The sequence below is a fragment of the Aequorivita todarodis genome, from assembly GCF_028561335.1.
GTDB lineage: Bacteria > Bacteroidota > Bacteroidia > Flavobacteriales > Flavobacteriaceae > Aequorivita > Aequorivita todarodis.
This window is the reverse complement of the sequence record NZ_JAQQTG010000038.1, coordinates 1-24,911: the sequence shown is the minus strand read 5'-3', so window position 1 is coordinate 24,911 and position 24,911 is coordinate 1. Positions and strand designations below refer to the sequence as shown.

29 protein-coding genes are annotated in these 24,911 nt (G+C 40.3%); 28 read left to right on the top strand and 1 reads right to left on the bottom strand.

Translation table 11 applies throughout. The annotated features are described in order from the left end of the window. Positions 1 to 203: 203 nt before the first annotated feature. Positions 204 to 1,451, bottom strand: a complete 1,248-nt coding sequence (locus tag POV26_RS11000; RefSeq protein ID WP_272856520.1) for an NAD(P)/FAD-dependent oxidoreductase — start codon at positions 1,449 to 1,451, stop codon at positions 204 to 206. Between the two features lie 87 nt (positions 1,452 to 1,538). Between POV26_RS11000 and flxA the strand changes: the two genes are divergently transcribed. From flxA to POV26_RS10860, 28 genes are all read left to right on the top strand, one after another. Continuing rightward, positions 1,539 to 3,065, top strand: a complete 1,527-nt coding sequence (flxA, locus tag POV26_RS10995; protein ID WP_272856519.1) for a flexirubin biosynthesis tyrosine ammonia-lyase FlxA — start codon at positions 1,539 to 1,541, stop codon at positions 3,063 to 3,065. Positions 3,066 to 3,126: 61 nt separating this feature from the next. After that, positions 3,127 to 4,260, top strand: coding sequence for a WG repeat-containing protein (locus POV26_RS10990; protein ID WP_272856518.1), 1,134 nt, complete (start codon positions 3,127 to 3,129; stop codon positions 4,258 to 4,260). Between the two features lie 63 nt (positions 4,261 to 4,323). Then, a complete protein-coding gene (flxB, locus tag POV26_RS10985) occupies positions 4,324 to 5,076 on the top strand; it encodes a flexirubin biosynthesis SDR family reductase FlxB (protein ID WP_272856517.1) in 753 nt (250 codons plus the stop codon). Between the two features lie 12 nt (positions 5,077 to 5,088). Beyond that, positions 5,089 to 6,309 (top strand): beta-ketoacyl-[acyl-carrier-protein] synthase family protein, encoded by a 1,221-nt coding sequence (locus tag POV26_RS10980; RefSeq protein WP_272856516.1) that lies wholly within the window; start codon positions 5,089 to 5,091, stop codon positions 6,307 to 6,309. Between the two features lie 2 nt (positions 6,310 to 6,311). Continuing rightward, on the top strand, positions 6,312 to 6,554 hold the full coding sequence (locus POV26_RS10975) for an acyl carrier protein (RefSeq protein WP_272856524.1): 243 nt from the start codon (positions 6,312 to 6,314) through the stop codon (positions 6,552 to 6,554). 17 nt (positions 6,555 to 6,571) lie between these two features. Beyond that, a complete protein-coding gene (locus tag POV26_RS10970; RefSeq protein WP_272856515.1) occupies positions 6,572 to 7,453 on the top strand; it encodes an LpxL/LpxP family acyltransferase in 882 nt (293 codons plus the stop codon). 129 nt (positions 7,454 to 7,582) lie between these two features. After that, positions 7,583 to 8,500 carry a flavodoxin family protein gene (locus POV26_RS10965; RefSeq protein ID WP_272856514.1) on the top strand — a complete coding sequence of 306 codons (918 nt, stop codon included), beginning with the start codon at positions 7,583 to 7,585 and terminating at the stop codon, positions 8,498 to 8,500. Next, positions 8,500 to 9,633 carry a dialkylresorcinol biosynthesis protein DarB gene (gene darB, locus POV26_RS10960; RefSeq protein ID WP_272856513.1) on the top strand — a complete coding sequence of 378 codons (1,134 nt, stop codon included), beginning with the start codon at positions 8,500 to 8,502 and terminating at the stop codon, positions 9,631 to 9,633. The genes POV26_RS10965 and darB overlap by 1 nt, the downstream gene beginning before the upstream one ends. After that, entirely contained in the window at positions 9,634 to 10,071 is a 438-nt protein-coding gene (locus tag POV26_RS10955; protein ID WP_272856512.1) for a hotdog family protein, read from the top strand. Next, positions 10,017 to 10,529, top strand: coding sequence for a hotdog family protein (locus POV26_RS10950; RefSeq protein ID WP_272856511.1), 513 nt, complete (start codon positions 10,017 to 10,019; stop codon positions 10,527 to 10,529). Before POV26_RS10955 ends, POV26_RS10950 begins: the two co-directional genes overlap by 55 nt. Before the next feature lie 2 nt (positions 10,530 to 10,531). Then, positions 10,532 to 10,933, top strand: coding sequence for a flexirubin biosynthesis protein DarG (gene DarG, locus POV26_RS10945; RefSeq protein WP_272856510.1), 402 nt, complete (start codon positions 10,532 to 10,534; stop codon positions 10,931 to 10,933). A 243-nt stretch (positions 10,934 to 11,176) separates the two neighbouring features. Beyond that, positions 11,177 to 12,184, top strand: a complete 1,008-nt coding sequence (gene darH, locus POV26_RS10940; RefSeq protein WP_272856509.1) for a BtrH-related acyltransferase DarH — start codon at positions 11,177 to 11,179, stop codon at positions 12,182 to 12,184. 126 nt (positions 12,185 to 12,310) lie between these two features. Next, positions 12,311 to 13,348: a PDDEXK nuclease domain-containing protein gene (locus tag POV26_RS10935; protein WP_272856508.1), complete on the top strand. Its 1,038-nt coding sequence runs from the start codon at positions 12,311 to 12,313 to the stop codon at positions 13,346 to 13,348. A gap of 11 nt (positions 13,349 to 13,359) precedes the next feature. Further along, on the top strand, positions 13,360 to 14,103 hold the full coding sequence (locus tag POV26_RS10930; RefSeq protein WP_272856507.1) for an ABC transporter ATP-binding protein: 744 nt from the start codon (positions 13,360 to 13,362) through the stop codon (positions 14,101 to 14,103). Further along, positions 14,096 to 15,364: an ABC transporter permease gene (locus POV26_RS10925; RefSeq protein WP_272856523.1), complete on the top strand. Its 1,269-nt coding sequence runs from the start codon at positions 14,096 to 14,098 to the stop codon at positions 15,362 to 15,364. Before POV26_RS10930 ends, POV26_RS10925 begins: the two co-directional genes overlap by 8 nt. Then, on the top strand, positions 15,354 to 15,782 hold the full coding sequence (locus POV26_RS10920; RefSeq protein ID WP_272856506.1) for an acyl-CoA thioesterase: 429 nt from the start codon (positions 15,354 to 15,356) through the stop codon (positions 15,780 to 15,782). Before POV26_RS10925 ends, POV26_RS10920 begins: the two co-directional genes overlap by 11 nt. 2 nt (positions 15,783 to 15,784) lie before the next feature. Continuing rightward, positions 15,785 to 16,933 carry a beta-ketoacyl-[acyl-carrier-protein] synthase family protein gene (locus POV26_RS10915; protein ID WP_272856522.1) on the top strand — a complete coding sequence of 383 codons (1,149 nt, stop codon included), beginning with the start codon at positions 15,785 to 15,787 and terminating at the stop codon, positions 16,931 to 16,933. A gap of 10 nt (positions 16,934 to 16,943) precedes the next feature. Beyond that, positions 16,944 to 18,038 (top strand): class I SAM-dependent methyltransferase, encoded by a 1,095-nt coding sequence (locus tag POV26_RS10910; RefSeq protein WP_272856505.1) that lies wholly within the window; start codon positions 16,944 to 16,946, stop codon positions 18,036 to 18,038. Between the two features lie 19 nt (positions 18,039 to 18,057). After that, complete coding sequence (locus POV26_RS10905; RefSeq protein ID WP_272856504.1) at positions 18,058 to 18,693, top strand: 3-oxoacyl-ACP synthase; 636 nt, start codon at positions 18,058 to 18,060, stop codon at positions 18,691 to 18,693. Further along, positions 18,690 to 18,947 (top strand): phosphopantetheine-binding protein, encoded by a 258-nt coding sequence (locus tag POV26_RS10900; RefSeq protein WP_272856503.1) that lies wholly within the window; start codon positions 18,690 to 18,692, stop codon positions 18,945 to 18,947. Before POV26_RS10905 ends, POV26_RS10900 begins: the two co-directional genes overlap by 4 nt. 116 nt (positions 18,948 to 19,063) lie before the next feature. Continuing rightward, positions 19,064 to 20,266, top strand: coding sequence for a beta-ketoacyl-[acyl-carrier-protein] synthase family protein (locus tag POV26_RS10895; protein ID WP_272856502.1), 1,203 nt, complete (start codon positions 19,064 to 19,066; stop codon positions 20,264 to 20,266). Positions 20,267 to 20,407: 141 nt separating this feature from the next. Further along, positions 20,408 to 20,986: an ATPase gene (locus POV26_RS10890; RefSeq protein ID WP_272856501.1), complete on the top strand. Its 579-nt coding sequence runs from the start codon at positions 20,408 to 20,410 to the stop codon at positions 20,984 to 20,986. Then, entirely contained in the window at positions 20,973 to 21,227 is a 255-nt protein-coding gene (locus POV26_RS10885) for a hypothetical protein (RefSeq protein WP_272856500.1), read from the top strand. The genes POV26_RS10890 and POV26_RS10885 overlap by 14 nt, the downstream gene beginning before the upstream one ends. A gap of 123 nt (positions 21,228 to 21,350) precedes the next feature. Next, positions 21,351 to 22,415, top strand: coding sequence for a beta-ketoacyl synthase N-terminal-like domain-containing protein (locus POV26_RS10880; RefSeq protein WP_272856499.1), 1,065 nt, complete (start codon positions 21,351 to 21,353; stop codon positions 22,413 to 22,415). After that, complete coding sequence (locus POV26_RS10875; RefSeq protein ID WP_272856498.1) at positions 22,409 to 23,185, top strand: polysaccharide deacetylase family protein; 777 nt, start codon at positions 22,409 to 22,411, stop codon at positions 23,183 to 23,185. Before POV26_RS10880 ends, POV26_RS10875 begins: the two co-directional genes overlap by 7 nt. Further along, positions 23,178 to 23,807 (top strand): flexirubin biosynthesis/transport protein LolA2, encoded by a 630-nt coding sequence (gene lolA2, locus POV26_RS10870; protein WP_473087626.1) that lies wholly within the window; start codon positions 23,178 to 23,180, stop codon positions 23,805 to 23,807. The genes POV26_RS10875 and lolA2 overlap by 8 nt, the downstream gene beginning before the upstream one ends. Continuing rightward, a complete protein-coding gene (gene lolB2, locus POV26_RS10865) occupies positions 23,785 to 24,411 on the top strand; it encodes a flexirubin biosynthesis protein LolB2 (RefSeq protein WP_272856496.1) in 627 nt (208 codons plus the stop codon). The genes lolA2 and lolB2 overlap by 23 nt, the downstream gene beginning before the upstream one ends. Position 24,412: 1 nt before the next feature. Continuing rightward, positions 24,413 to 24,781: an ApeI family dehydratase gene (locus POV26_RS10860; protein WP_272856521.1), complete on the top strand. Its 369-nt coding sequence runs from the start codon at positions 24,413 to 24,415 to the stop codon at positions 24,779 to 24,781. Positions 24,782 to 24,911: the final 130 nt, after the last annotated feature.

Here is a 24,911-nt window from a genome sequence, read left to right as displayed (position 1 = left end):
CAATTTAAGAAAGAAAAGTGCCTAAGAAAGGCCAACTTTGCGTCTAAATTTAAAATTACCAAAAAATCATCGCCATCAACCAAAAAATAAAAAACCGTCCCAATTAGATTATTGAGACGGCTTCTTTTCATTTTTTAACATCCGTTATTGATTTAATATCGGTGGTTGTAATTGTAGAATTAAGGCATGCCTTAATTCTACAATTACAACAATGCCCGTTCATTTTCCATATCAATAACCTTCGCAACCGTTTTTACAAGACGGTTGTGGTTTTTTACAAACGGATTGGTCTCATCCCAAACATAACCGGCAAGTACAGCACAAATTTGCTCTTTAATAATAGGATTTTCGGGACGGTGAAAAAATATTTTCTGAAGATTGCCGGTGTACCATTCACTAACGTAAGTCCTAAAAACATCTACGCCTTTCATGATATAGCCCGTATAATCTTGTTCCCAATCCACTTTTTCGCCATTTAATTCTTTGGTTATTAGTTTGGCAGCTTTCACGCCCGATTCCGTGGCAAAGGTAACGCCCGAGGAAAAAACGGGATCCAAAAATTCAGCGCTATTTCCCGTAAGGGCATAGCCTTTTCCGTAAAGTTGTTTTACGGCTTTTGAATAATTTTTGATAATATGTGGCTCAAAAAGGAAGTCCAAATCCTTGAGTCTATCATAATAATAGTCAGAGATTTTAAGCATTTCCTTAAGTTTTTCAGCATTTGTCCCTTTAAAAGATTCAATAAACTCCGTTGGCCCCACAAAGCCAATGCTCGTATTTCCGTTTGAAAAAGGAATGACCCAAAGCCAAACTTCATCTTTCACCACATCAAAGGTAATAAGCGTTCCCTCTACACCTTCGGGGCGTTCGGTTTCTTTCACATGTGTGTAGATTGCGGAATTTGCTTCAAGGGTAGAAGGCTTGTCCAAATCCAGCAGTCGCGGCAAAACCCTGCCGTACCCACTACTATCAATAATAAACTTTGCGCGGATCTTATATTCGTTTCCTTCTTCGGTTTTAACGGTTGTTGTGGAATGGCCTTTTTCGTCAAATTCCACGGCAGTAACTTCGTGGCCGAAGGAAACATCCACGCCTTTTTTCACTATTTCTTTGGCAAGCGTATGGTCAAAATCTGCCCGCGGAACCTGCCAAGTATAATCCCAGCCCGGGGTGTGTTTTTTCGAAAAATCGAAATTGCACACAATATCATCCTTCAAAAATCGGGCTCCTGCCTTAATTTCAAATTGCTGTTCCATCAAACAATCCAAGAGTCCTGTTTCCTCAAAATGGTCCATACAGCGCGGCAAGAGACTTTCACCAATCACGAAGCGCGGAAATTTACTTTTTTCGACCACTTTGGAACTTATTCCGTTGTTTTTTAAGTAGGAAGAAGCAACGCAGCCAGAAGGTCCTGCGCCAATAATTAACACATCAACAGCAATATCATTCATATTATTAAGATATAGATAGTTAAAAAATTCTAAATTTGCATTCTAAAGTTACCAAATTATTTAATAGAACATTTGATTCAACTATAAATGCCAACATTACAAGGAAAACTGGAAACAGCCGATTTTGATAAAATCATTTTCAAAAACGAGTCCGTCCAACTTCACAAAGATATAATAGAAAGAGTTCAAAACAGTTTCGACTTTCTGAAAGAATTTTCTGAAAATAAAATTATTTACGGTGTCAACACAGGTTTCGGCCCGATGGCGCAGTACAAAATAAAGGACGACGAACGCATCCAGTTGCAGTATAATCTAATTCGCAGCCATGCTTCGGGAACCGGAAATCCAATTACGGCACGATACGTTCGTGCGGCCATGCTTGCGCGAATGAACACGCTAAGCCTTGGCAACAGTGGGGTTCATCCTTCCGTCATTAAATTGATGGGCGAATTGCTCAACAAAAATATTATTCCACTTATATATGAACACGGTGGTGTGGGCGCCAGCGGCGATTTGGTGCAGCTTGCCCATTTGGCGTTAGTGTTGATTGGTGAAGGCGAAGTTTTTTACAAAGGAGCGCGCAGGAATACGGAAGAAGTTTTCAAAATAGAAAACCTTCAACCCATAAAAGTGGAGCTGCGCGAAGGATTGGCTTTAATGAACGGAACGTCAGTAATGACGGGAATTGGCGTTGTAAACGTGCTTTATACAAAACGAATTATGGATTGGATGATTAAAGCTTCATCTGCCATAAATGAAATTGTAAAAGCATATGACGACCATCTTTCGTTTGAATTGAACGAAACCAAAAAACACAAGGGCCAGCGCCAAATTGCCGAAATGATGCGCAGTCATTTAAAGGACAGCAATCTTACCCGCAAGCGCGAACACCATTTGTACAACGGTTCAAAAAACGAAGAGGTGTTTGTTGAAAAAGTACAGGAATATTACTCGCTTCGCTGCGTACCACAAATTTTGGGACCTGTTTTGGACACGCTCAATTCCGTTGAAAAAATATTGATTGAAGAAGTAAATTCAGCAAACGACAACCCGATTGTGGATGTTGAAAAACGAAATGTATATCACGGCGGAAACTTCCACGGCGATTATGTTTCCCTTGAAATGGACAAGCTGAAAATAGTGGTTGCAAAAATGACGATGCTCGCCGAGCGCCAATTGAACTATTTATTGAACTCAAAATTGAACGATATACTTCCGCCTTTTGTGAATTTGGGAAAACTTGGATTGAATTTTGGAATGCAGGGCGTTCAATTTACCGCTACTTCCACAACCGCCGAAAGCCAAATGCTCAGCAACCCCATGTACGTGCACAGTATCCCGAACAACAATGACAATCAGGACATTGTAAGTATGGGCACCAATGCGGCGCTTATTACAAAAAAAGTAATTGAAAATGCTTTTGAAGTGGTTGCCATTGAGCTAATAACCATCGTTCAAGCCATTGAATATCTAAAGGTGCAGGACGGCGTTTCTTCCGAAACCAAAAAAATGTATGATGAAATTCGTGCAATCGTCCCAGTTTTTAAGGAAGATGTTGCAATGTATCCCTTCGTAAATAAGGTGAAACAATTTTTGATGGATTCTTCAAAATAAGAACGGAATAATTTTGTAAATTGTTCGACTCTCCTCAACTAACTCAAAAAATTATATAATTATGAAAACAATTTTTTCCTTCGCACTTATTCTTTTAATGGGCGCAACAGCAACTTTTGCACAGGAACTTGCTTTGGTGCGCGACAATGATTTGTTCGGCTACATCAACAAAACGGGTGAGTACGCCATCCAGCCACAATTTGAAAAGGCAGATAGTTTTTCAGGGAAACTTGCCGCTGCTATGAAAGACAAAAAATGGGGCTTTATCAATACTTCCGGCGAATGGGTTATCCAGCCCGAATATGATAGGGTAAAAGCATTCAATTCTGGCTATGCGCTGGTAATGCAGGGCGACCAATGGAAATATATAAACTCGAAAGGTGAAACTTTAGATACACCTGTAAGGGAAAAATATTACGATTTTGACGACGGTGTTGCCATTATACGCGACGGTGAAAAAATTGGTTTGATGGATACCAGCGGAAAAACGATTTTGGAGCCAAAATATGATGAAATAAAAGGTTTCAACAATGGCTATGCGAAATTCCAAAATGGTGAAACTTGGGGATTGCTGAACAAAAAAGGCGAGGTATTTGTACCCGCAGAATATGATGAAATAGGCGATTACAGTAAAAATGGTATTTGGGCACGAAAAGGCGATAGCTTTGGCGTGCTCGTTAACGGAACATTTACGCCAATCAGCGGGGTGGACAAAATTTGGGATTTTACCAATGATTCCTCGCTAACCTACGCGCGAAGCAATAAGAAAATGGGTTTCATTAATGGGAAGGGAGAATGGGTAATTCAGCCAAGTTATGACAAGGTTCGTGCATTTAATGCAGGTCTTGCTCCTTTTAATGAAGGAAAGGAATGGGGCTTTATCAACGAAAAAGGTGAAAAAGTGATCGACGCCAAATACAGAGACGCCGAGATTTTTGCAGATAATGGTCTGGCTCCAGTAAAAGAGAAAAAACTTTGGGGTTTTATCGATAAATCTGGAAAGCTTGTAATTCCTATGGAATATGACATATCTATAGGAATGTTTGGATTTTTACAAAGCGGATCCGAAAAGGGATTTCAAAATGGTCTTGCCCGTGTAAAGAAAAACAAGGAATGGGGTTTTATAGATGAAAAAGGTCAAGTAGTTGGCAAATGGCACCAAAATGCTGAGGTGTTTGTGGATACTTCAAAATAGAATATAAAAGAGTATTCAGTGGGCAGAAGCAGTTAGCAGTAAAAAGTTGTGAGAAAAAATTAAATGGAAGATAAAAAAACGAAACAGAAATACGCACTAATAACAGGAGGTTCACGAGGTATTGGCCGCGCAGTTTGTATTCAATTGGCGAAAGATTTGGATTACAGCCTTCTTATAAATTACAACGGCAACAAAGATGCTGCCCAACAAACCTTAAAAGAAGTTGAGGCACTCGGCGGCAAAGGCGAAATTATCCAGTTTGACGTTACCGATGCCGAAGCTGTTAATAAGGCATTTGACGTATGGCATGAAGCCAATAAAGATGCTATCATTGAAGTCATAATTAACAATGCTGGAATCACCAAGGACGGGATGTTTATGTGGATGAAACCTGACGATTGGCACAGCGTAATAAACACCAGTTTGAACGGTTTTTACAATGTTACCAATGCGTTAATCCAAAAATTATTGGTAAATAAATACGGAAGGGTTATAAATATGGTTTCGGTTTCAGGGTTAAAAGGAACTCCCGGCCAGGTAAATTATTCCGCGGCAAAAGGAGCGGTTATCGGCGCCACAAAGGCACTGGCGCAGGAAGTTGCAAAACGAAATATTACTGTTAACGCAGTGGCTCCGGGATTTATAAAAAGTGATATGACTGCTGAACTTGACGAAAAGGAACTGAAAAAAATGATACCGGCCAACCGTTTTGGCGAAGCAGAAGAAGTAGCCCACGTGGTGAGCTTTTTGGCCTCGCCCAAAGCTTCCTATATTACCGGGGAAATTATTAATATTAATGGAGGGATTTATTCTTAAAATGAAGGAGAAGTGAAAAGAGTAGTAATAACCGGAATGGGCATCTATTCCTGCATCGGCAAAAACCTGCAGGAAGTGAAACAGTCGCTTTATGAAGGGAAATCTGGAATTATTTGCGACGAAAAGCGAAAGGATTTCGGCTATCGTTCCTGTTTAACGGGTTGGGTGGAAGAACCCAATTTGAAGGACCAACTTTCCCGCAGGGAACGCGTTAGCCTTGGTGAAGAAGGCGCTTACGCCTATGCCGCAACTATTGAAGCCTTAAAAAACGCTAAAATAGACCAACAATTTCTCGACGAAAATGAAGTGGGCATTCTCTACGGAAACGATAGCACCGCAAAGTCGGTTATTGAATCTGTAGATAAAATTCGTGAAAAGAAGGATACAACCCTAGTGGGTTCGGGCGCAATTTTTAAGGCGATGAACTCGTCCGTTACGATGAACCTTTCCACCATTTTTAAATTGCGAGGCATTAATTTCACAATAAGTGCAGCCTGTGCCAGCGGTTCACATTCCATCGGGATGGCCTATTTTCTTATAAAAAATGGGTTGCAGGATTGTATCATTTCTGGTGGAGCCCAAGAGATTAATGAACTGGCAATGGGCAGTTTTGACGGGCTCGGGGTTTTTTCAACACAGGCAGACCCTGTAAAAGCATGCCGCCCATTCGATAAAGACCGCGATGGGTTGGTTCCCAGCGGTGGCGCGGCAACTTTAATTATTGAGAGTTACGAAAGCGCTGTAAAAAGAGGCGCGCCAATTTTGGGCGAAATTATTGGTTACGGTTTTTCTTCAAACGGCGACCATATTTCAACCCCAAATGTTGACGGCCCGGCCCGCGCTATGAAAATGGCTTTGGAACAGGCAAACATCCAAGCTGCGGAAATTGATTACGTAAATGCGCACGCAACCTCAACACCCGTTGGCGACGCAAATGAGGCGCTCGCAATTACGGATGTTTTTGGGGAAAACGGACCCTTTGTAAGTTCCACAAAATCCATGACTGGCCACGAATGTTGGATGGCTGGCGCAAGCGAGGTTATTTATTCCATGCTAATGATGGAACACTCCTTCATAGCGCCAAATATCAATCTTGAAACGCCGGATGAGGCGGCTTCAAAATTAAACCTTGTTAACAAAACGTTAAATAGAAAAATTGATGTATTTTTGTCCAATTCTTTCGGGTTTGGGGGAACCAATTCCGCATTGATAATTAAAAAATGCACACATTAAAAATGAATAAAGAAGTTATAGTTGAGAAGATAAACTACTTTTTGGTAGATGAGTTTGAGGTAGAGACCGAAGACATTGAACCAAGAGCCAACCTAAAGGAAACTTTGGAGCTGGACAGCTTGGATTTTGTAGATTTGGTAGTTGCCATTGAGGCCAATTTTGGCGTGAAATTGACTGGTGAGGATTTCCTTAATGTTATTACACTTCAAGATTTTTACGACCTGATTGAAAAGAAAGTCGCCTGAAATAGCAATACTAATTTATGGCTGGTGAATGGGAAGGCAAAAGCAAAGGAACCGTTTTAGGGTATAAAATCTTTATATTTTTTATCAGAAAATTAGGTGTCCGCGCTGCCTACGGCCTGCTTTACTTCGTTGCCCTTTATTACGTATTCTTCGCCGGAAAAAGTACCCGATCCATATTTTACTATTTTCGTAAGAGGCTGAAATATTCCTGGATCAAGAGTGTTTTCAGCATTTATAAAAGTTATTATGTATTTGGCAAGACCATTATTGACAAGGCCGCAATCTCCTCTGGCCTGCAAAACAGGTTTACCCATGAATGTGATGGCGTCGAGAATATTATAGATCTTCTCGACAAAAAGCAAGGGGGCATTATGATCAGCGCCCACGTGGGCAATTTTGAAATCGCCGAATTCTTTTTTGAGGAAATTGATACCCGTTCCCAAATAAGCCTTGTAACCACCGATGCCGAGCACCAAAACATCAAGGAATACATGGAAAAAGTAACCTTGCGTTCCAACGTAAAATTTATTTTGGTAAAAGACGATATGTCGCATATTTTTGAGATAAACAATGCGCTCAGCAATGGCGAATTGGTCTGTTTTACAGGCGATAGATATATGAAAGGCCAAAAAGTATTGACTGAATCGTTGATGGGAAAAGAAGCAAATTTTCCCGCCGGCCCATTTTTGTTGGCCAGTAGGCTGAACGTGCCGGTTTTGTTCGTTTATGTAATGAAGGAAACCAACAAGCACTATCATTTATACGCCCGTCAAGCGGAAGTAAAAAATCGCGATGCGCAAGGGTTGCTGAAAAAATATACCGAAAGTGTGGAATGGATGCTGAAAAAATATCCGTTGCAATGGTTCAACTATTTTGATTTTTGGGAAACGGACGACTAACCTGCAAGGTGTCGCCGATTCCGAGCTATCGGAAGAGGCCTCCTTGTAGGTTTATCTGGCAATTTACCAAACATTTAAAAACATTTAAATTAGACCTGTAAAGTTGTTGAAAGCTACAGGGCTGAAAATATGAAGGAAGTACTTATAATTTATTATTCCCAAACCGGGCAGCTTTTTGATATTCTGAAGCATGTTGCCACGACAATTTCAGATGAAAAAGTTAACATTTCCTATTGCGAAATACTTCCGAAGAAAAAATTCCCCTTTCCGTGGAAACAGGAAGAATTTTACGGTGCTTTCCCGGAAACCTTTCTTCAAATTCCAACACCTTTGGAAGCGATTCCATCAGAAATTCTTCAAAATAAATACGACTTGGTTATTTTGGGTTACACTACTTGGTATTTAACGCCTTCCATCCCTATCAATTCGTTTTTAAAATCTGAAGAGGCAAAATTATTGCTCGCAAATACGCCCGTGGTAACCGTTTCCGCAAGCCGCAATATGTGGATAATGGCGCAGGAAAAAGTGAAGAAACTATTAATTGCGAACCATGCGAAATTGGTCGGAAACATTGCTTTGGTGGACCGTAACCTGAACCACATCAGCGTTATCACAATCGTGCATTGGCTTATGGGCGGTAAAAAAACCAGAATGCTCGGTATTTTCCCAAAACCGGGAGTGTCGGACAAAGATATTGAAGCAGCCTCCCGTTTTGGAGTTCCCATTAAAGAGGCTTTGCTTCAAAATGAATATTCAAATCTGCAGCAAAATCTTTTGGACGTGGGAGCCGTAAAAGTTGCCCCATCGCTAATAGCAACCGATATTCGCGGAAATATGGTTTTTACAAAATGGGCGAACCATTTAATTAAAAAAGAAGGCGAGGAAAGAAAGAAATGGCTCGTTTATTTTAAATATTATTTGTTATTTGCAATATGGCTTATAGCCCCAATAGTATTTATTGTATTTTTGCTCACTTATATCCCAATGTACCGTAAAATACAAAGGGACAAAGCCTATTATTCATCTGTTGCATTAAAGCAAGATTAATGAAGAACGTTTACATTACAAGGATTGCGAAGTTTTTGCCCAACGAGCCCGTGGACAACGAGGCCATGGAGGAAAAGCTTGGGGTTATCAATGGAAAGACCTCAAAAGCACGCCGCATCATCCTTCGGAACAACCAAATAAAAACACGGTATTACGCTATCGACAAAGATGGAAACGTAACCCATAACAACGCACAGCTTGCTGCGGAAGCAGTTGAGGCTTTGTGTGATGAAACTTTCAACAAAAACGATATTGAATTGCTGTCCTGCGGCACCTCCAGTCCAGACCAGATTTTGCCCAGTCATGCCGCAATGGTGCACGGTTTTTTAAAGAACGGAAACCTTGAAATCAACTCGCCTTCCGGGGCTTGCTGCAGTGGAATGAACGCCTTGAAATATGGCTATCTGGCCATAAAGTCTGGGCAGGTGAACAATGCGGTCTGCACAGGTTCTGAAAGAACTTCTTCTTGGATGAAGTCTGATATTTTTGAGGATGAAGTTGCACATTTGAAGGAAATTGAGGAACACCCAATTCTTGCTTTCAACAAAGAATTTTTGCGGTGGATGCTGTCTGACGGAGCTGGCGCAATGCTTTTGGAGAGCGAGCCCAAGGGGGAAACCTCTTTAAAAATTGAATGGATGGAAGGTTACAGTTACGCCTTTGAGTTGGAAACCTGTATGTATGCCGGTGGCGACAAACTTGAAGATGGCAGCCTAAAACCTTGGAGCGAATATCCAGCAGATGTTTGGGGAAAAATGTCGCTTTTTGCGATGAAGCAGGACGTGAAATTGTTGGGCGAAAATATCCTTCAAAAAGGTGTGGAAAGCATGAAAGATGCCATGGCAAAGCACAACATCACCGAGGACGATATTGATTACTACCTGCCGCATATTTCTTCCTATTATTTCAAGGAAAATTTGTACAACGAAATTGAACGTCAAGGCCTTCATTTACCTTGGGAAAAATGGTTTTTGAACCTTCAGAAAGTTGGAAATGTGGGCGCTGGCTCCATCTATCTTATGCTGGAAGAATTGGTACATTCCGGAAAACTGAAAAAGGGCGATAAAATATTTCTGCAAGTGCCTGAAAGCGCACGTTTTGCATATTCGTACGCCTATTTAACGGTTGTTTAAATGAATCAATTCACCGAAAAAATAACGGATACGGATTTCATCGGAAAATTGATTCCACAGAAAGCGCCGTTTGTGATGGTGGACAAATTGCTTCACTTTGAGGATAAAAGAGTTATTGCCGGATTGACCATTTCCGAAGAAAACATTTTTACGGAAAACAATAAATTTACCGCGCCGGGTTTGATTGAGCATATGGCGCAGACCGTGGCACTTTATACGGGCTATCAATTTTTTTTAAAGGAAGAAGATGCTCCCGTGGGCTATATCGGGGCAATAAAAAAAGCTGAAATCTTCGAACTTCCTTCTGTTGGAAATGAACTGAAAACCACGGTAAATGTGCTGCACGATATAATGGGCGTAACTTTGGTAACTGCCGAAACCGAATGCGATGGAAAAATTATAGCGTCCAGCGAAATGAAAACCGTATTGGCCAATTGATGAGAGCTCAGGACGTTTCAAATATTGACATTGCCAATTTTCTGCCGCATCGCGAGCCGATGTTGATGGTTACTTCAGTACTCGAAATTGACGACGCTTCGGTTTCCACCCAATTCCACATTACAGAAGATTGCGTTTTTTTGGATAACGGAAAACTCTCTGAAACCGGGCTGATTGAAAACGCTGCCCAAGCCGCTTCGGGCGTAGTCGGGCAAACTTTTTTTGAAAAGGACGATTTGGAGGGAACAGGCAATAAATTGGTTGGCTACATAAGCGCCATCAAAAAAGTAGAGATTTTTCAGCTTCCAAAAGTTGGAGAAACGATTGTTACAAAGGCAAAACTCCTTTCCAGATTTGACACAGGCGAAATGACAATGTGCAGCCTTGAGGCCGAAACCTTCCTCGATGAAAAATTAATTGTATCTTCTACCATGAATTTTTTAATCCATGAAGTCTGATTATGAAGAAAAAGGAAGTACCACAGGACAAAAGCAATCTGGAATCCGCAAATTTCCGCGAACTCTGTTATGCCGTTGATGATAATGGCGAATACACTACCGAAAACAGCACAGGCTGGGAACCAAAAACCGTAGCATTAAACAATGCAATCGAGGAAATAAAAGAGCGCATTGCCGATGCAAAAAGGCGTGTAATTGCGGGCGAAACCAGCCCCATAGAATATTATATGGAACTCCACAAAATGGACGTGGGCATTTTGGCAAGCTACGTTGGCTTTTGGCAATGGAAGGTAAAACGCCACTTTAAACCTTCGGTTTTTAAAAAATTAAGCGATAAAACTTTGAACAAATATGCTGAGGTCTTCGAGATTTCAATTGAAGAATTGAAGTCGATGGGTCGATGAGTCGATAAGTTTATATGTTTATGAGTTTAAAAGTTTATAAATAAATTTAAAACAAATTACGTCAGACCGCCGCTTTGGAAGCCAAAACTCTCCCCTTTAGGGGTCGGGGTTAAGACGAAAAGTCGATATGTTTATGAGTTTAAATGTTTTATAAATAAAATTGAAAATAAATTACCCCAGTCCGCCGCGGCGGGAGCCAAAACTCTCCCCTTTAGGGGTCGGGGGTCAAAAAAAACCAGAAACTTGAAACCAGAAACAATAATAGATTTCACCCACCACCAATCTGCACACTGCGAAAACGGCGTAGTTTCAAACTTGATGAAGCACAACGGTTTTAGCATTAGTGAGCCCATGGTTTTTGGAATTGGGAGCGGGCTGTTGTTTTGTTATATCCCTTTGCTGAAAGTAAATCATGCGCCAGTAATTACCTATCGCGCCTTGCCGGGACATATTTTTAAAAAATTCGCAAAGCGTACAGGCGTAAAAATGAAGCGCGAAAAGTTCAGCAATCCAAAAGATGCAAAAGCGCGTTTGGATGAAAATCTTGAAAAAAACAATCCCGTTGGGTTGCAGGTTGGGGTTTACAATTTGGTGTATTTTCCCGATGAATACCGTTTCCATTTCAACGCCCACAATATGGTGGTTTATGGAAAAGAGGGCAATCGTTATTTAATTAGTGACCCGGTTATGGAAGATGTAACTTCCCTTTCCGAAAAGGAACTGGAAAAAGTGCGTTTCGCTAAAGGTGCTTTTGCGCCAAAAGGGCATATGTATTACCCGATTTCCTTTCCCGAAAAACTGGAACTGGAAAAGGCAATCGTGAAAGGAATTAAAGATACTTGCAAAGCTATGCTCGCGCCAGTTTCGTATGTTGGCGTAAAAGGAATTCACAAAATAGCTGGTTTAATCCGAAAGTGGCCAAAGAAAAAAGGTATTAAAACCGCAAACCATTATTTAGGACAAGTGGTGCGGATGCAGGAAGAAATAGGTACTGGCGGCGGCGGCTTCCGTTATATTTATGCGGCATTTTTACAGGAAGCCGGAAAACTTTTAGGCAATGAAAACTTAATTGAACTTTCAAAAGAAATGACCGAGATAGGCGATTTATGGCGCGATTTTGCTTTGGAAGCTTCCAGAATCTACAAAAACCGTAGCGCCCAAACCGATAGTTACAACAAAGTGGCTGACCAGCTAGACCATATTGCCGATTTGGAAAAGGTGTTTTTTAAGAAGTTGAAAAAGGCGGTGTGAAGAAGTTAATGATTATTGAGTTAATTGTTAATAGGGGAATAATGATAAAATAAAGCCGAATCCGAAGGATTAAAATCCTTCTTTGTGAAACGCTGCGCTCCTCTGCGCAACTCTGTGTAATAACAAATGATGCAAATAAACCAATCTGAATATCTCCAGTGGATTGCTGATCTAAAGGCAAAAATTTTGTCCTCACAGTTGAAGGCCGCAACCGTTGTTAACACAGAATTGCTCAAATTGTATTGGGATTTGGGAAAGGAAATTTCTCTTAAAATCAATCAATCCAAATGGGGAAGTTCTGTGGTTGAAAAATTATCCATCGACCTTAAGTTGGAATTTCCCAATCAAAAAGGTTTTTCAAGGAGCAATCTTTTCTCAATGAAGCAATGGTACGAATTTTATCAAACCGCAACTGTTGAACATCAAAAAGTCCAACAGCTTGTTGGACAAATTCCTTGGGGGCATAATCTGCTGATTATATCAAAATCAAAAACGATTGATGAGGCCCTTTTCTATAGTGCCAAAACCATAGAAAACAGTTGGTCGCGATCTGTATTAAGCCATCAAATTGAATTGGATTTTTATGGCAGAAAGGGAAAGGCAATATCCAATTTCGAAAATACCTTAAATGCCATCCAGACCGAACTGGCTCAGGAAACATTAAAAGACCCCTATAAATTTGACTTTTTGGATTTGAGGGAAAAAGCAGTAGAAAAAGATATTGAAGACCAATTGGTACAACACATAACTTCATTTTTACTTGAACTTGGTTCGGGCTTTTCATTTGTGGGAAGACAAGTGCCTCTGAATATTGACAAGAAGGAGTATTATATCGATTTATTATTCTATCATTTTAAATTGAAATGTTTTGTAGTAATTGAATTGAAGACCAATGAATTAAAAGCAGAATATGTTGGGAAACTTAATTTTTATCTTTCTGGGGTCGATGAAATATTAAAAACCGAAACAGATAATCCGTCCATTGGTATCTTACTTTGTAAATCAAAATCAAAGGTGGTGGCAGAATACGCCTTGCGTGGAATGTCCCAGCCCATAGGTGTTGCAGAATATCAATTGACAAAATCCATCCCCAAAAATTTGAAATCAAAGCTTCCATCTATCGAAGAGATTGAAAAAGAACTGAGTAAAGATGAAATGCTTTAACATAACGTGAAATGATTCAAATAAACCAACTTTCAAAAAAATACAAAGGCGCCGAATTCTTTTCGGTTAAAAATCTTGATTTGAAAGTTGAAGAAGGCGAAATCTACGGCCTGCTCGGTCCAAACGGCGCGGGAAAAACCACACTTATCTCCATGCTCACTTCTTTGCTGAAGCCCACTTCGGGTTCTTTCACGATAAATGGATTAAACTTTAAAGAACACAAAAACCAATTGAAACAGTTAATTGGTATCGTTCCGCAGGAATACGCGCTTTACCCGACACTTACCGCTTTTGAGAATTTAGAATACTTTGGAAGTATGTACGGAATTAAAGGCGAAATTTTAAAAGACTCCATTAACGAACATCTAAAAATAATGGGGCTTTCAAAATTCGCAAATAAAAAAACCGATACGTTTTCCGGTGGAATGAAGCGACGCGTAAACTTGATTGCTGGAATACTTCACCAACCAAAAGTGCTTTTTTTGGACGAACCTACTGTTGGTGTAGACGTGCAATCCAAAAATGTGATTATTGACCATTTAAAACTGTTGAATAAACAAGGAACAACCATTGTTTACACCTCCCACCATTTAAACGAAGCCGAATTTTTCTGCACCCACGTCGCCATTATTGACCGTGGGGAAATTATTGTAAAAGGAGTTCCTTCGGAATTAATAAAAAACCAACCCGAAGCCAAAAATCTTGAAGAAGTATTTTTGGCAAAAACCGGCAAAGCGCTTCGCGACCATGCATAAACTTTGGGCTTCAACATATAAGGAAATGCTTTTGCTAATCCGCGATTTGGGCGGAATCGCGATTCTTTTTATAATGCCGTTGTTGCTTTTGATTGTCATCACTTTGGTGCAGGATAGCACCTTCAAAACCATCAGCGATATAAAAATTCCCGTGCTTTTGGTGGATAATGACAAAGGTGAAGTTTCAAAAAACATCATCGAAAACCTCTCCGAATCCAATTCGTTTGAAATTCTGCAGAAATCTTCCGAGGAAGAGGCAAAGGAGGCTGTTTTCTCTGGAAAATATCAACTCGCCATTGTGATTCCCGAAAATCTTTCCGCTTCGCTTCAAAAGAAAGTGGACCAAAATGTGGAAGGAATTCTGTCCAAATTCGGGTTGGAAGAAGACACTTTGGCGGTTGCAAAAGAAACGATTCCACAAAAGGAAGTGCGTTTGTATTTTGACCCCGCAACGCAGGTAAGTTTTAAATCTTCCGTGAAAAATGGTATCGACAAAATGATTTCGAAAATTGAAACGCAAAGTATTTACAAAGCTTTTCAAACGGAATTGGGCGAAGACGATTCCGAACCTATTTTCGAAACTGAAAACTTTATCGCCTTTAAGGAAATCCTACCAACAAAAAACAATGAGGAAATCATCCCGAACTCAGCACAGCACAACGTTCCGGCGTGGACGCTGTTTGCCATTTTTTTCATCATTGTTCCGCTTTCCATCAACCTTTTAAAAGAAAAAAACCAAGGTACTTTTGTCCGTTTGCGCACCACTCCGGTAAGTTATGCTACCATTTTGGGCGGAAAAACAATCGTTTATCTCGCGGTCTGTCTCGTTCAATTTACGTTGATGCTGCTCGTGGGAATTTTTCTTTTTCCCGCAATCGGCCTCCCGGGAGTTGACGTTTCCGGAAAGTTGCCGATGCTATATTTAGTCGCGCTTTTTTCTGGACTTGCTGCGATAGGATTGGGGTTGCTGATTGGCACCGTAGCAAAAACACAGGAACAGGCAGCACCGTTTGGCGCCACTTCGGTGGTTATTTTGGCGGCGCTCGGTGGCGTTTGGGTACCCGTTTTCGTAATGCCGAAATTTATGCAGTTTGTTTCCAAAATTTCCCCGATGAACTGGGGCCTGGAAGCGTTTTACGATGTATTTTTAAGAAATGTGGGTTTTGTTAAAATCCTTCCCGAAATTTCGTTATTATTGTTGTTCTTCCTCACAACAATCGTAATAGCAATAATCTATAACCGAAGAAAAAATGCCGTCTGACAATAAAAAGGAAATAAGTTTTACATCAGAAATCCGGGTGCGTTTCACCGAAACGGACCCTTTGGGAATTGTGTGGCACGGCAATTATATCCAGTATTTTGAGGATGGGCGCGAGGCTTTTGGGCGCGAGCACGGCATTTCGTATTTGGAACAGAAGGCTAACGGTTACACTTCCCCAATTGTGAAGTCTTCCTGCGAACACAAGCTGCCGTTGCGTTACGGTGATGTGGCAACCATAAAAACCACGTTTATAGACTCGCCGGCGGCAAAAATGATTTTTCAATACCGCATTTTTGACCCCAAGGGAAGATTGGTCTGTTTGGGCGAAACCATTCAGGTTTTTTTGAACGAACAGGGCGAACTTTCGTTGACGAAACCTGAGTTTTTTGCAAAATGGAAAAAGAAAATGGGATTGTAACAATGGCCAAAACCTTCGTTTCACATAACAATATTTTAAGCAATCTCGGTTTTGACAGCGAAACCGTAGTTGAAAATATTTCCAAAGGAAAATCGGGCCTTGGAAAATTTGATGATGCTTCCCTTTTGCCCGAACCGTTCTGCGCCTCGATGATTTCTTCGGAAGTGATAAAAAGTGAATTCAATAAAATTGGCGACCCTTCAAAATATATGAAACTGGAGCAAATGCTGATTCTTTCCTTAAAAAAAGTCATCGATGCTTCAAAAATTCCTTTAAATGAAAAAGTTGGACTTATCATTTCAACCACAAAAGGAAATATTAACGTGCTCGAAAAAGGCAATAATTTTCTTGAAAGTCGCGCCTATTTAAGTGAATTGGGAAAAACAATTCAACTTTTTTTCGGTTTTAAAAATGAAGCGATTGTGCTTTCAAACGCTTGTGTTTCGGGGGTTTTGGCCATTTCGGTTGCAAAGCGTTTTATTTCCGAGGGAAAATATGACCACGTTTTTATAACCAGTGGCGATTTGGTGACGAAGTTTATTCTTTCGGGTTTCAATTCTTTTCAAGCTTTATCGGCAGAGCCCTGCAAACCTTATGATAAAAACCGAACAGGAATCAATCTCGGAGAAGTTGCGGCCAGTGTGTTGATTACTTCCGAAGAAAAAAATCTTCCAAAAGAAGCCGTTGCAATTTTGGGCGATGCCACCTGCAACGACGCCAACCATATTTCAGGTCCATCGCGAACGGGCGAAGGGCTTTTCAGAAGTGTAAAATCTGCGCTGAAAGAAGCAAACTTGGGCGCTTCACAAATAGATTATATTTCCGCACATGGCACCGCCACGCCTTTTAATGATGAAATGGAAGCTATCGCCTTCAACCGATTGGGAATGGAAAATGTGCCGCTCAATAGTTTAAAGGGCTATTTTGGCCACACTTTGGGCGCTTCGGGACTGTTGGAAACTATTGTGGGAATGCACTTTATGGAGAAAAATATTCTTTTTTCTTCCAAAGGATTTTCCGACCTTGGGGTCTCAAAAAAAATAACGATTATTAAAAATAATACTCCCAAAAACCTACAGATTTTTTTGAAAACAGCTTCAGGTTTTGGAGGCTGCAACACAGCGGTAATTTTTGGAAAAATAAACAACTAACCAACCATAAATGCAAACAACCACTAAAAAAATGAACGCCATTGAGGCTTTGGAAGAAGCGCACCGGATTGCCTTTGCGCCCTTTGTTTTTCAGGCTTCGGTTTCGCTTCGGAAACTCGGGATTCTCGATTATATTTTTGACCAACGCAAAACGGGCGGGCCCACTGCCGAAGAGATTTCACAAAAACTTTCCCTTAGTCCCTACGGGGTTGGCGTGCTTTTGGAAATAGCGCAAACCTCAAATATTGTCAGTAAAAACGATGCCGAACAGTACGAACTGACCAAAGTGGGCTATTTTCTGAATTACAACGAAACGGCCAGCGTAAACCTCAATTTCGCGCACGATGTGTGTTACAAAGGCTTGTTTCATTTAAACGAGTCCATCAAAACCGGAAAGCCGGAAGGGTTAAAGGAACTCGGCCAATGGCCAACTATTTACGAAGGGCTTTCAAAGTTGAAACCGGCCGAACAAAAGTCGTGGTTTGATTTTGACCATCATTATTCCGACGATATTTTTGGCGAGGCTTTGGAAAAAATATTTGAAAGAAAACCGAAAACCCTTTTCGACATAGGCGGCAACACGGGCAAATTTTCCATTAAATGCTGTAATTATAATGAAGAGGTGCAGGTGAAAATTGTCGATTTGCCGGGACAGCTGGAGATGGCTTTGGCCAATGCCGAAAGCAATGGTTTTAAGGACAGGATTTCGGGCCACGCCATTGATTGGCTTTCGGATGACCCGCAGATTCCAAAGGGCGCAGACCTGATTTGGATGTGCCAGTTTTTGGATTGTTTTTCTGAAGATGAAATAGTAAAAGTGTTGAGCATCTGCGCAAATGCGATGGATGACGATGCGGAATTGGTGATTGTTGAAACTTTTACGGACCGACAGGCCTTTCGCGCTTCGCAATTTATTTTGGAAGCAACTTCGCTTTATTTTACGGTGCTTGCCAACGGAAACAGTAAAATGTATCCGGCCAGTGTTTTCTTAAAATTGATTGATAAAGCAGGTTTAAAACTCAAAGAAGACATCCAATTGGGGGAATATCACACGATGCTGGTCTGCGAAAAGAAAGCCGCTAAATCCCCGAAGGAGACTTTTTGAGGGAAAAAATTGAAAAATTTTGGATGGACAATTTCACATAAAAAGCTATTGCAATATAAAGAACCAATCCATTTGGATGAATGGGGAATTGCTTTATAATGAAGGAGACGAACAAGAGGCACAAACTGAAAATTTTCCGACATTTATAAAAAACGCATATAAATTTTTGCAAACTGATTATCCCAAATTTTTCAAAATGGACAATCTCAGCAAGCTCGCTTTTTTGGCGGCAGATGTTTTGCTGAAAAGTGAAAATTTAAGCGAAGAGGAGAATAATATCGCCTTAATTTTTTCAAACAAAGCCTCCAGTCTGGACACTGACCGAAAACACCAAGCCGCTATTGAAAATAGTGAGGAATATTTCCCCAGCCCGGCGGTTTTTGTTTACACGCTGCCCAATATTTGTATGGGCGAGATAAGTATCAAGCACAGGCTGTATTCTGAAAATAGTTTTTTTATCTTTGACCGCTTTAATGCGGAACACTTGCAACTGTACGCCAACAGTTTATTGCGAAGCGGTAAAGCCGAAAAAGTACTCTGTGGTTGGGTAGATTTAGACGAAAATAGCTACGATGCTTTTTTATATTTAGTTGAAAAAGATGGCGAAATTGAACATAAAACCGAAGAAATAACCAGATTATACAATACATTATGAGCGAATTAAAAGAAGAATTAAAGGCAAAAATCATAGAACAATTAAACCTTGAAGACGTTGCCGTTGCAGACATTGCCGATGATGACGCCCTGTTTGGCGACGGACTTGGATTGGACTCCATCGATGCCCTGGAACTTATCGTGATGCTGGACAAAGATTACGGCATCCGTTTGAGCGACCCAAAAGAAGGCAGAAAGATTTTTGAATCTGTGCAGGTAATGGCAGATTATATTGAGGAACACCGCACGAAGTAAACATTTTTGACCTGCAAGGTGTCATTTTCTTTTTGCGGAGCATAAAAAGAAAATCTCCTTGTAGGTCTTTTCTATATTAGGAGGCCTCCTTGTAGGTCTTCCCCATACTTAATTATATGAGCAAAGGCATAGCCATAACCGGAATGGGCATTATTTCTGCCATTGGAAACAATGTGGCGGAAAATTATGACGCGCTCATAAACAAAAGAAAGGGCATCACGCGCGTTGATAATATTGAGACCATTCAGCGCGATGAAATTATGGTTGGCGAAGTGAAATTTACCAACGATGAATTGATTGCCCAATTAAACCTTCCGCCGGAAAATAATTATTCCCGCACTGCGATGCTCGGGGTAATCGCCGCAAAAGAAGCGATTGCCAGCGCAGGAATCACCGACATCAAAAAATACAAAACGGGCATCGTTTCCGGTACCAGTGTGGGCGGGATGGATATGACCGAAAAATATTATTACGAATACCTTACCGATAAAGAAACCCAAAAATATATTGAAAGCCACCACGCGGGCGATTCCACACAGAAAATCGCGGAGCAATTGGGAATTGAGGAAAGTTTGGTAACAACAATTAGTACCGCTTGTTCTTCCGCGGCAAATGCAATTATGCTTGGTGCCCGGCTTATAAAATCGGGAAGATTGGACCGCGTTGTAGTGGGCGGCGCAGATTGTCTTTCAAAATTTACCATCAACGGTTTTAAAACCTTGATGATTTTAAGCGATACGTACAACACGCCTTTTGACGAAAACCGAAAAGGATTAAATTTAGGTGAAGCTGCTGCATTCCTCGTTTTGGAAAGCGACGAAGTTGTAAAGGCCGAAAACAAAAAAGTGTTAGCCTACGTAAAAGGCTACGGCAATGCCAACGATGCCTTTCACCAAACCGCTTCTTCCGATAATGGCGATGGCGCGACTTTGGCGATGGAAAAAGCACTAAAAGTTGCAGGTTTAAAAGCTTCGGAAATAGATTATATCAACGCCCACGGAACAGCCACGGGCAATAACGACCTTTCGGAAGGAAGAGCAATTCTTAGGATTTTTGGCGATGAAATGCCGGAATTCAGTTCAACAAAAGCATATACGGGCCACACATTGGCGGCGGCTGGGGCAATTGAAGCGGTTTATTCCGTTTTGGCACTTCAAAATAATGTTATCTTTCCAAACCTAAATTTCAAAACCCCGATGAAGGAATTTTCAATGATTCCCCAAACGGAATTGAAGCAAAAGGAATTGAAAACCGTACTTTCAAACTCCCTTGGTTTTGGTGGGAATTGCTCTACGGTTATATTTTCAAAGGAAGCGTAATTTCAATAAAAAACTTCACATTAAGTTATCTTTGCTCTTTGGGCATTCACAATGAAACATCTATGATTAATTTCCAAAGACACAGCGGAATCACTGACTGGATGTTCCATATGTCCTTTAAAGAACAAATATTATAGACAGATGAAAAGACTTTTTATAATCGCGGGTTGCAACGGCGCTGGAAAGACAACGGCATCCTACACTATTTTGCCCGAGATTTTGAATTGCAATGAATTTGTGAATGCCGATGAAATCGCAAAAGGACTGTCACCTTTCAATCCCGATAAAAGTTCCTTTCAAGCAGGCAGGTTGATGCTCAAACGGATAAAAGAATTGATAGATTGTGGCGATGATTTCGCTTTTGAAACTACGCTTTCAACCAAAAGTTATAAAAATTTTGTGGGGGAAGCCCAAAAAGCAGGATACAAGGTAAGCTTACTTTTCTTCTACTTGAATTCCCCCGAGCTTGCTATAAAAAGAGTAAAACAGAGAGTTAAAGAGGGCGGGCACGATATTCCAATAAAGATTATTATAAGGCGCTATGAAAAGGGTTTGAAAAACTTTTTCGGTATCTTTAAACCGTTGGTGGATTCTTGGACGTTTGTTGATAATTCAAATGGAAATTATCAGATTGTTGCAGACAGAGTGAAATTTTCGGAAAAAATAGAGAATGATAAGATTTGGAATTTTTTAAATGCAAAGTATCATGGACGTAAATAAAGAAAGAGAAGAATTCAGAGCTAAATTAAGGGCGGGGTTTGATTTGACTTTTCAGAAACTCATCGCATTCAAAAAATACAAAAATACACCCTTCGTTTTTGAACGGAATGGCAAAATAATAGAAATGACCGCCGAGGAAGTGGAAGCCGAAATGAAAGAAAAAAAGAAAGTGAAACCTTATAAAATGAAAACCAAGGCACATCCTGTAAATGAACCTTCCAAAAAATCTAAAATGGAATGATTGAAAATAAACTACTTATATTCTCTTTTTCCCGTCCTATGTCTTAAGTCTTATCGTCTTAGGTCAATAAAAAGGTTCTAATAATTTTAACTATCTCAAAAGCCCTAACTGCAATTCCAAAAAATGCGAAAAACATATATTAACAGCATCGCTTCCATTTCGCCCCAAAAAACGTATGATAACGGTATTTTTTTGGATGAAATTACCGAATATAACGACACGGTAATTTTCGCCCAAGACCCCGATTACAAACAATACATTCCGCCCGCCGCCGCCCGAAGAATGGCGAAGGGCATAAAAATGGGCGTCGTTGCTTCAAAAATTGCGATGGATGAAGCGGGAATTGAAACCGTGGACGCCATCATCACCGGAACGGGAATGGGCTGTATGATCGATTCCGAAAAATTTGTGAGCGCCATAATTGACAACAACGAGCAGTATTTAACGCCAACCTCTTTCATTCAAAGCACCCATAACACGGTCGCCGGGCAGATTGCTTTGGGGATGGAGTGCAAAGCTTATAATTTCACTTATGTGCATTCAGCGATTTCTTTTGAATCTGCTTTGCTCGATGCCAAAATGCAGCTTGAAAATGATGAAGCCGAACATATTTTAGTCGGCGGTGTGGAGGAACTGGGCGCGCATACCACAAAAGTGCATCGATTGATAAACCACATAAAACCCGAACCGGTTTCAATTTCGGAAGTTTTGCACTCGAAAACCGAGGGCGCTGTTTTCAGTGAAGGCGCGAATTTTTTTGTCGTTTCAAATGAAAAGACAAAAAGCTGTTACGCCGAGTTGGTTGCCGTGGAAACTTTTAATACCCTTCAAAAAGATAGGATTTCTGACACCATCGAAAACTTATTGGAAGAAAATAATTTGAAGGCCAACGACATTGACGTTGTAGTTTTTGGAAACAACGGCGATGTGGATTTTGACGGTTTTTACGACCAACTTTCGGAGGGGATTTTTAATAAAACCCAACAGGTTTTTTACAAACATTTGGTGGGCGAAAACAATACAGTTTCGGCTTTTGGGGTTTGGTTGGCTTCAAAAATCTTGAAAACCCAAGCTGTTCCCGAAATTGTAAAAATCAACGAAATCAATACTTCCGAAATTAAAACGGTTTTGTGCTACAACCAATACCGCGGCCAAAACCACAGTTTGGTTCTGCTAAAAAAATGCTGAGGTTCTATACCATAAACGCCCTTTTTTTGGTGATTTTTTCGCTGCTGGTGCTGTTTGGGTTTTTTGGGGAGGTGCCGGTTTGGCTCTATCTTTTGTTCGTTTTTATTTGGATTTTGATAACAGCAATCGGTTCATTCCAGATTCAATGGAACTATCATTTGCAATCCCTAAACCACAATTACCAAACTTCGGAAAATCATATTTCCATCACTTTTGACGATGGGCCAAATCCAGAATTCACGCCAAAAGTTTTAGCGCTTCTGAAAAATTACAACGCAAAAGCCACCTTTTTTTTAATAGGAAAAAACGCCGAAAAGCATCCGGAAATAGTCCGTCAAATTATTGAAGAAGGCCATACCATCGGCAATCATTCCTATTCACATTCCAAAAATTTTGGGTTTTTCTCTTCGGAAAAAGTTGCTGCTGAATTAAGACAAACAAATTCAATTTTAAAAAAAATAACCGGAAAGGATCTGAAACTGTTTCGCCCCCCTTTCGGCGTAACCAATCCGAACATTAAAAAAGGATTGAAGAATACGGGACATTATTCAATCGGGTGGAGCAAACGCAGCTTTGACACTACAAATATTTCCGAAGAAAAAATTATAAAGCGTATCACTTCCAACTTAAAAAAGGGCGATATCATTCTACTGCACGACAGCAGCGCAAAATCCGTTGCCGTATTGGAACAGTTATTGTTAACTTTGCCACCGCACAAACTGCAGTCGGTTCCGGTGGATCGTTTGCTCGAAATTGAAGCCTATGCGTAATTATTTTCTAATGTTATTTTTTATTGCTTTTAGCAGCTCGATCCAGGCGCAGGAAACTGCGATGAGTGCTTCGGAAATTGTGGCTTTTAAGGAGAAAGTGATCGCTTCGGCCAAAACCACCAAGACCATCAAAACCGATTTTGTGCAGTACAAACACCTCGATTTTTTGGCCGATGACGTAAAAACTTCGGGAAAAATGGTTTTTAAGGCGCCCAATCTGGTGAAGTGGGAATACACAAATCCGTATCAATACAGCGTGATTTTTAAAGAAGACCAACTGCTCATCAACGACGGCGGCACCAAAAGCAAGGTGGATATTGGCAACAGCAAACTTTTTAAAAAACTCAATCAGCTTATCGTAAATAGCGTAAAAGGTAATATGTTCAATGATGCCGATTTTACGGTCTCGTTCTTTAAATCTCCAAAATATAACAAAGCCGTTTTTATTCCCAAGGACAAAAAAATTGCGGGTTATATAGCTTCTTTCGAACTGCTTTTCAATAAAGACGACGCCCAGGTTTACGAAGTAAAAATGGTGGAGCCTTCGCAGGATTTTACCCGAATTGTTTTTAGCAATCGCACGTTAAACAGCACTATTAATGATTCGGTTTTTAGCAATTAGTTTCTTGGCAATTGTCACTTTGGCATCGTGTTCGTTAAAGACTACGGAAGGCTTGCGACAAGTGCACTTCAATAAAGAAGCGGTTGGAAATCCTTATTTTTCAAACCCTGAAATTGATTATGTTTACAAGGCAAAGATTGAGGTTTACAAAAAGAATTTCGGCGGGATTTTGATCATAAAAAAGACGGGGCCCGAAAGTCACAGAGTGGTTTTTACGACCGAATTTGGCAGCAAACTGTTTGATTTTCAATTTGAAGGCGATACTTTTACGAAGCATTTTATAGTGGACGATTTGGATAAGAAATTTATCGTCAACATTTTAAAGGATGATTTTAGGTTGTTGGTAAACGAAAAAGCTCAGGTTTTGGCGGTTTATGAATCTGAAAATCATCGAATTTATAAAACCACAAGTGGCGACCGATTTAATTTTTATTTTTTGGAAGATGAAACGGAACAGCTTCAAAAAATCGTAAACACCACAAAAACAAAGGAGAAAGTGGAGATTGATTTTACTTCCCACGAAGGAAATATCGCAGATTTTATTTCCATAAAACACAAGAATATCAAGCTAACGATAGACTTGGAAAAATTTAAAAATGAATAATATGCTTATCGAAGGATTATATAAAGTTACCGCCACGGAAAACACAGCCGAAGGAATTTTGGCAAAAGTCCATTTAAACAAGGATCACGCTATTTTTAAAGGTCATTTCCCCGGAAACCCAGTGATGCCGGGCGTTTGTATGATCCAGATTATAAAGGAATTGACGGAGGAAGCAACTGGGAAAAATTTGTTTTTGGCCGTTTCGTCAAACATAAAATTTATGGCCATTATCAACCCAGAAAAAAACCCCGATTTGCAGCTGTCCATTGATATTACTCAGGAAAATGGCGAAGTGAAAGTGAAAAACACCACATCGTTTGAAAACACTGTGGCCTTAAAATTGAATGCTACATTTAAAATTGTTGGATAGGTTAAACCCCAAAGATACTGTGTTCAAATCCTAATCATTTTTCAATTGTTTAATTAATATCTTTGTATTGCAAAAAGAAGGCTTCGTCCAATTCGTTGTACCGAAGTCTATCTACCGGGCGGAGTTTTAC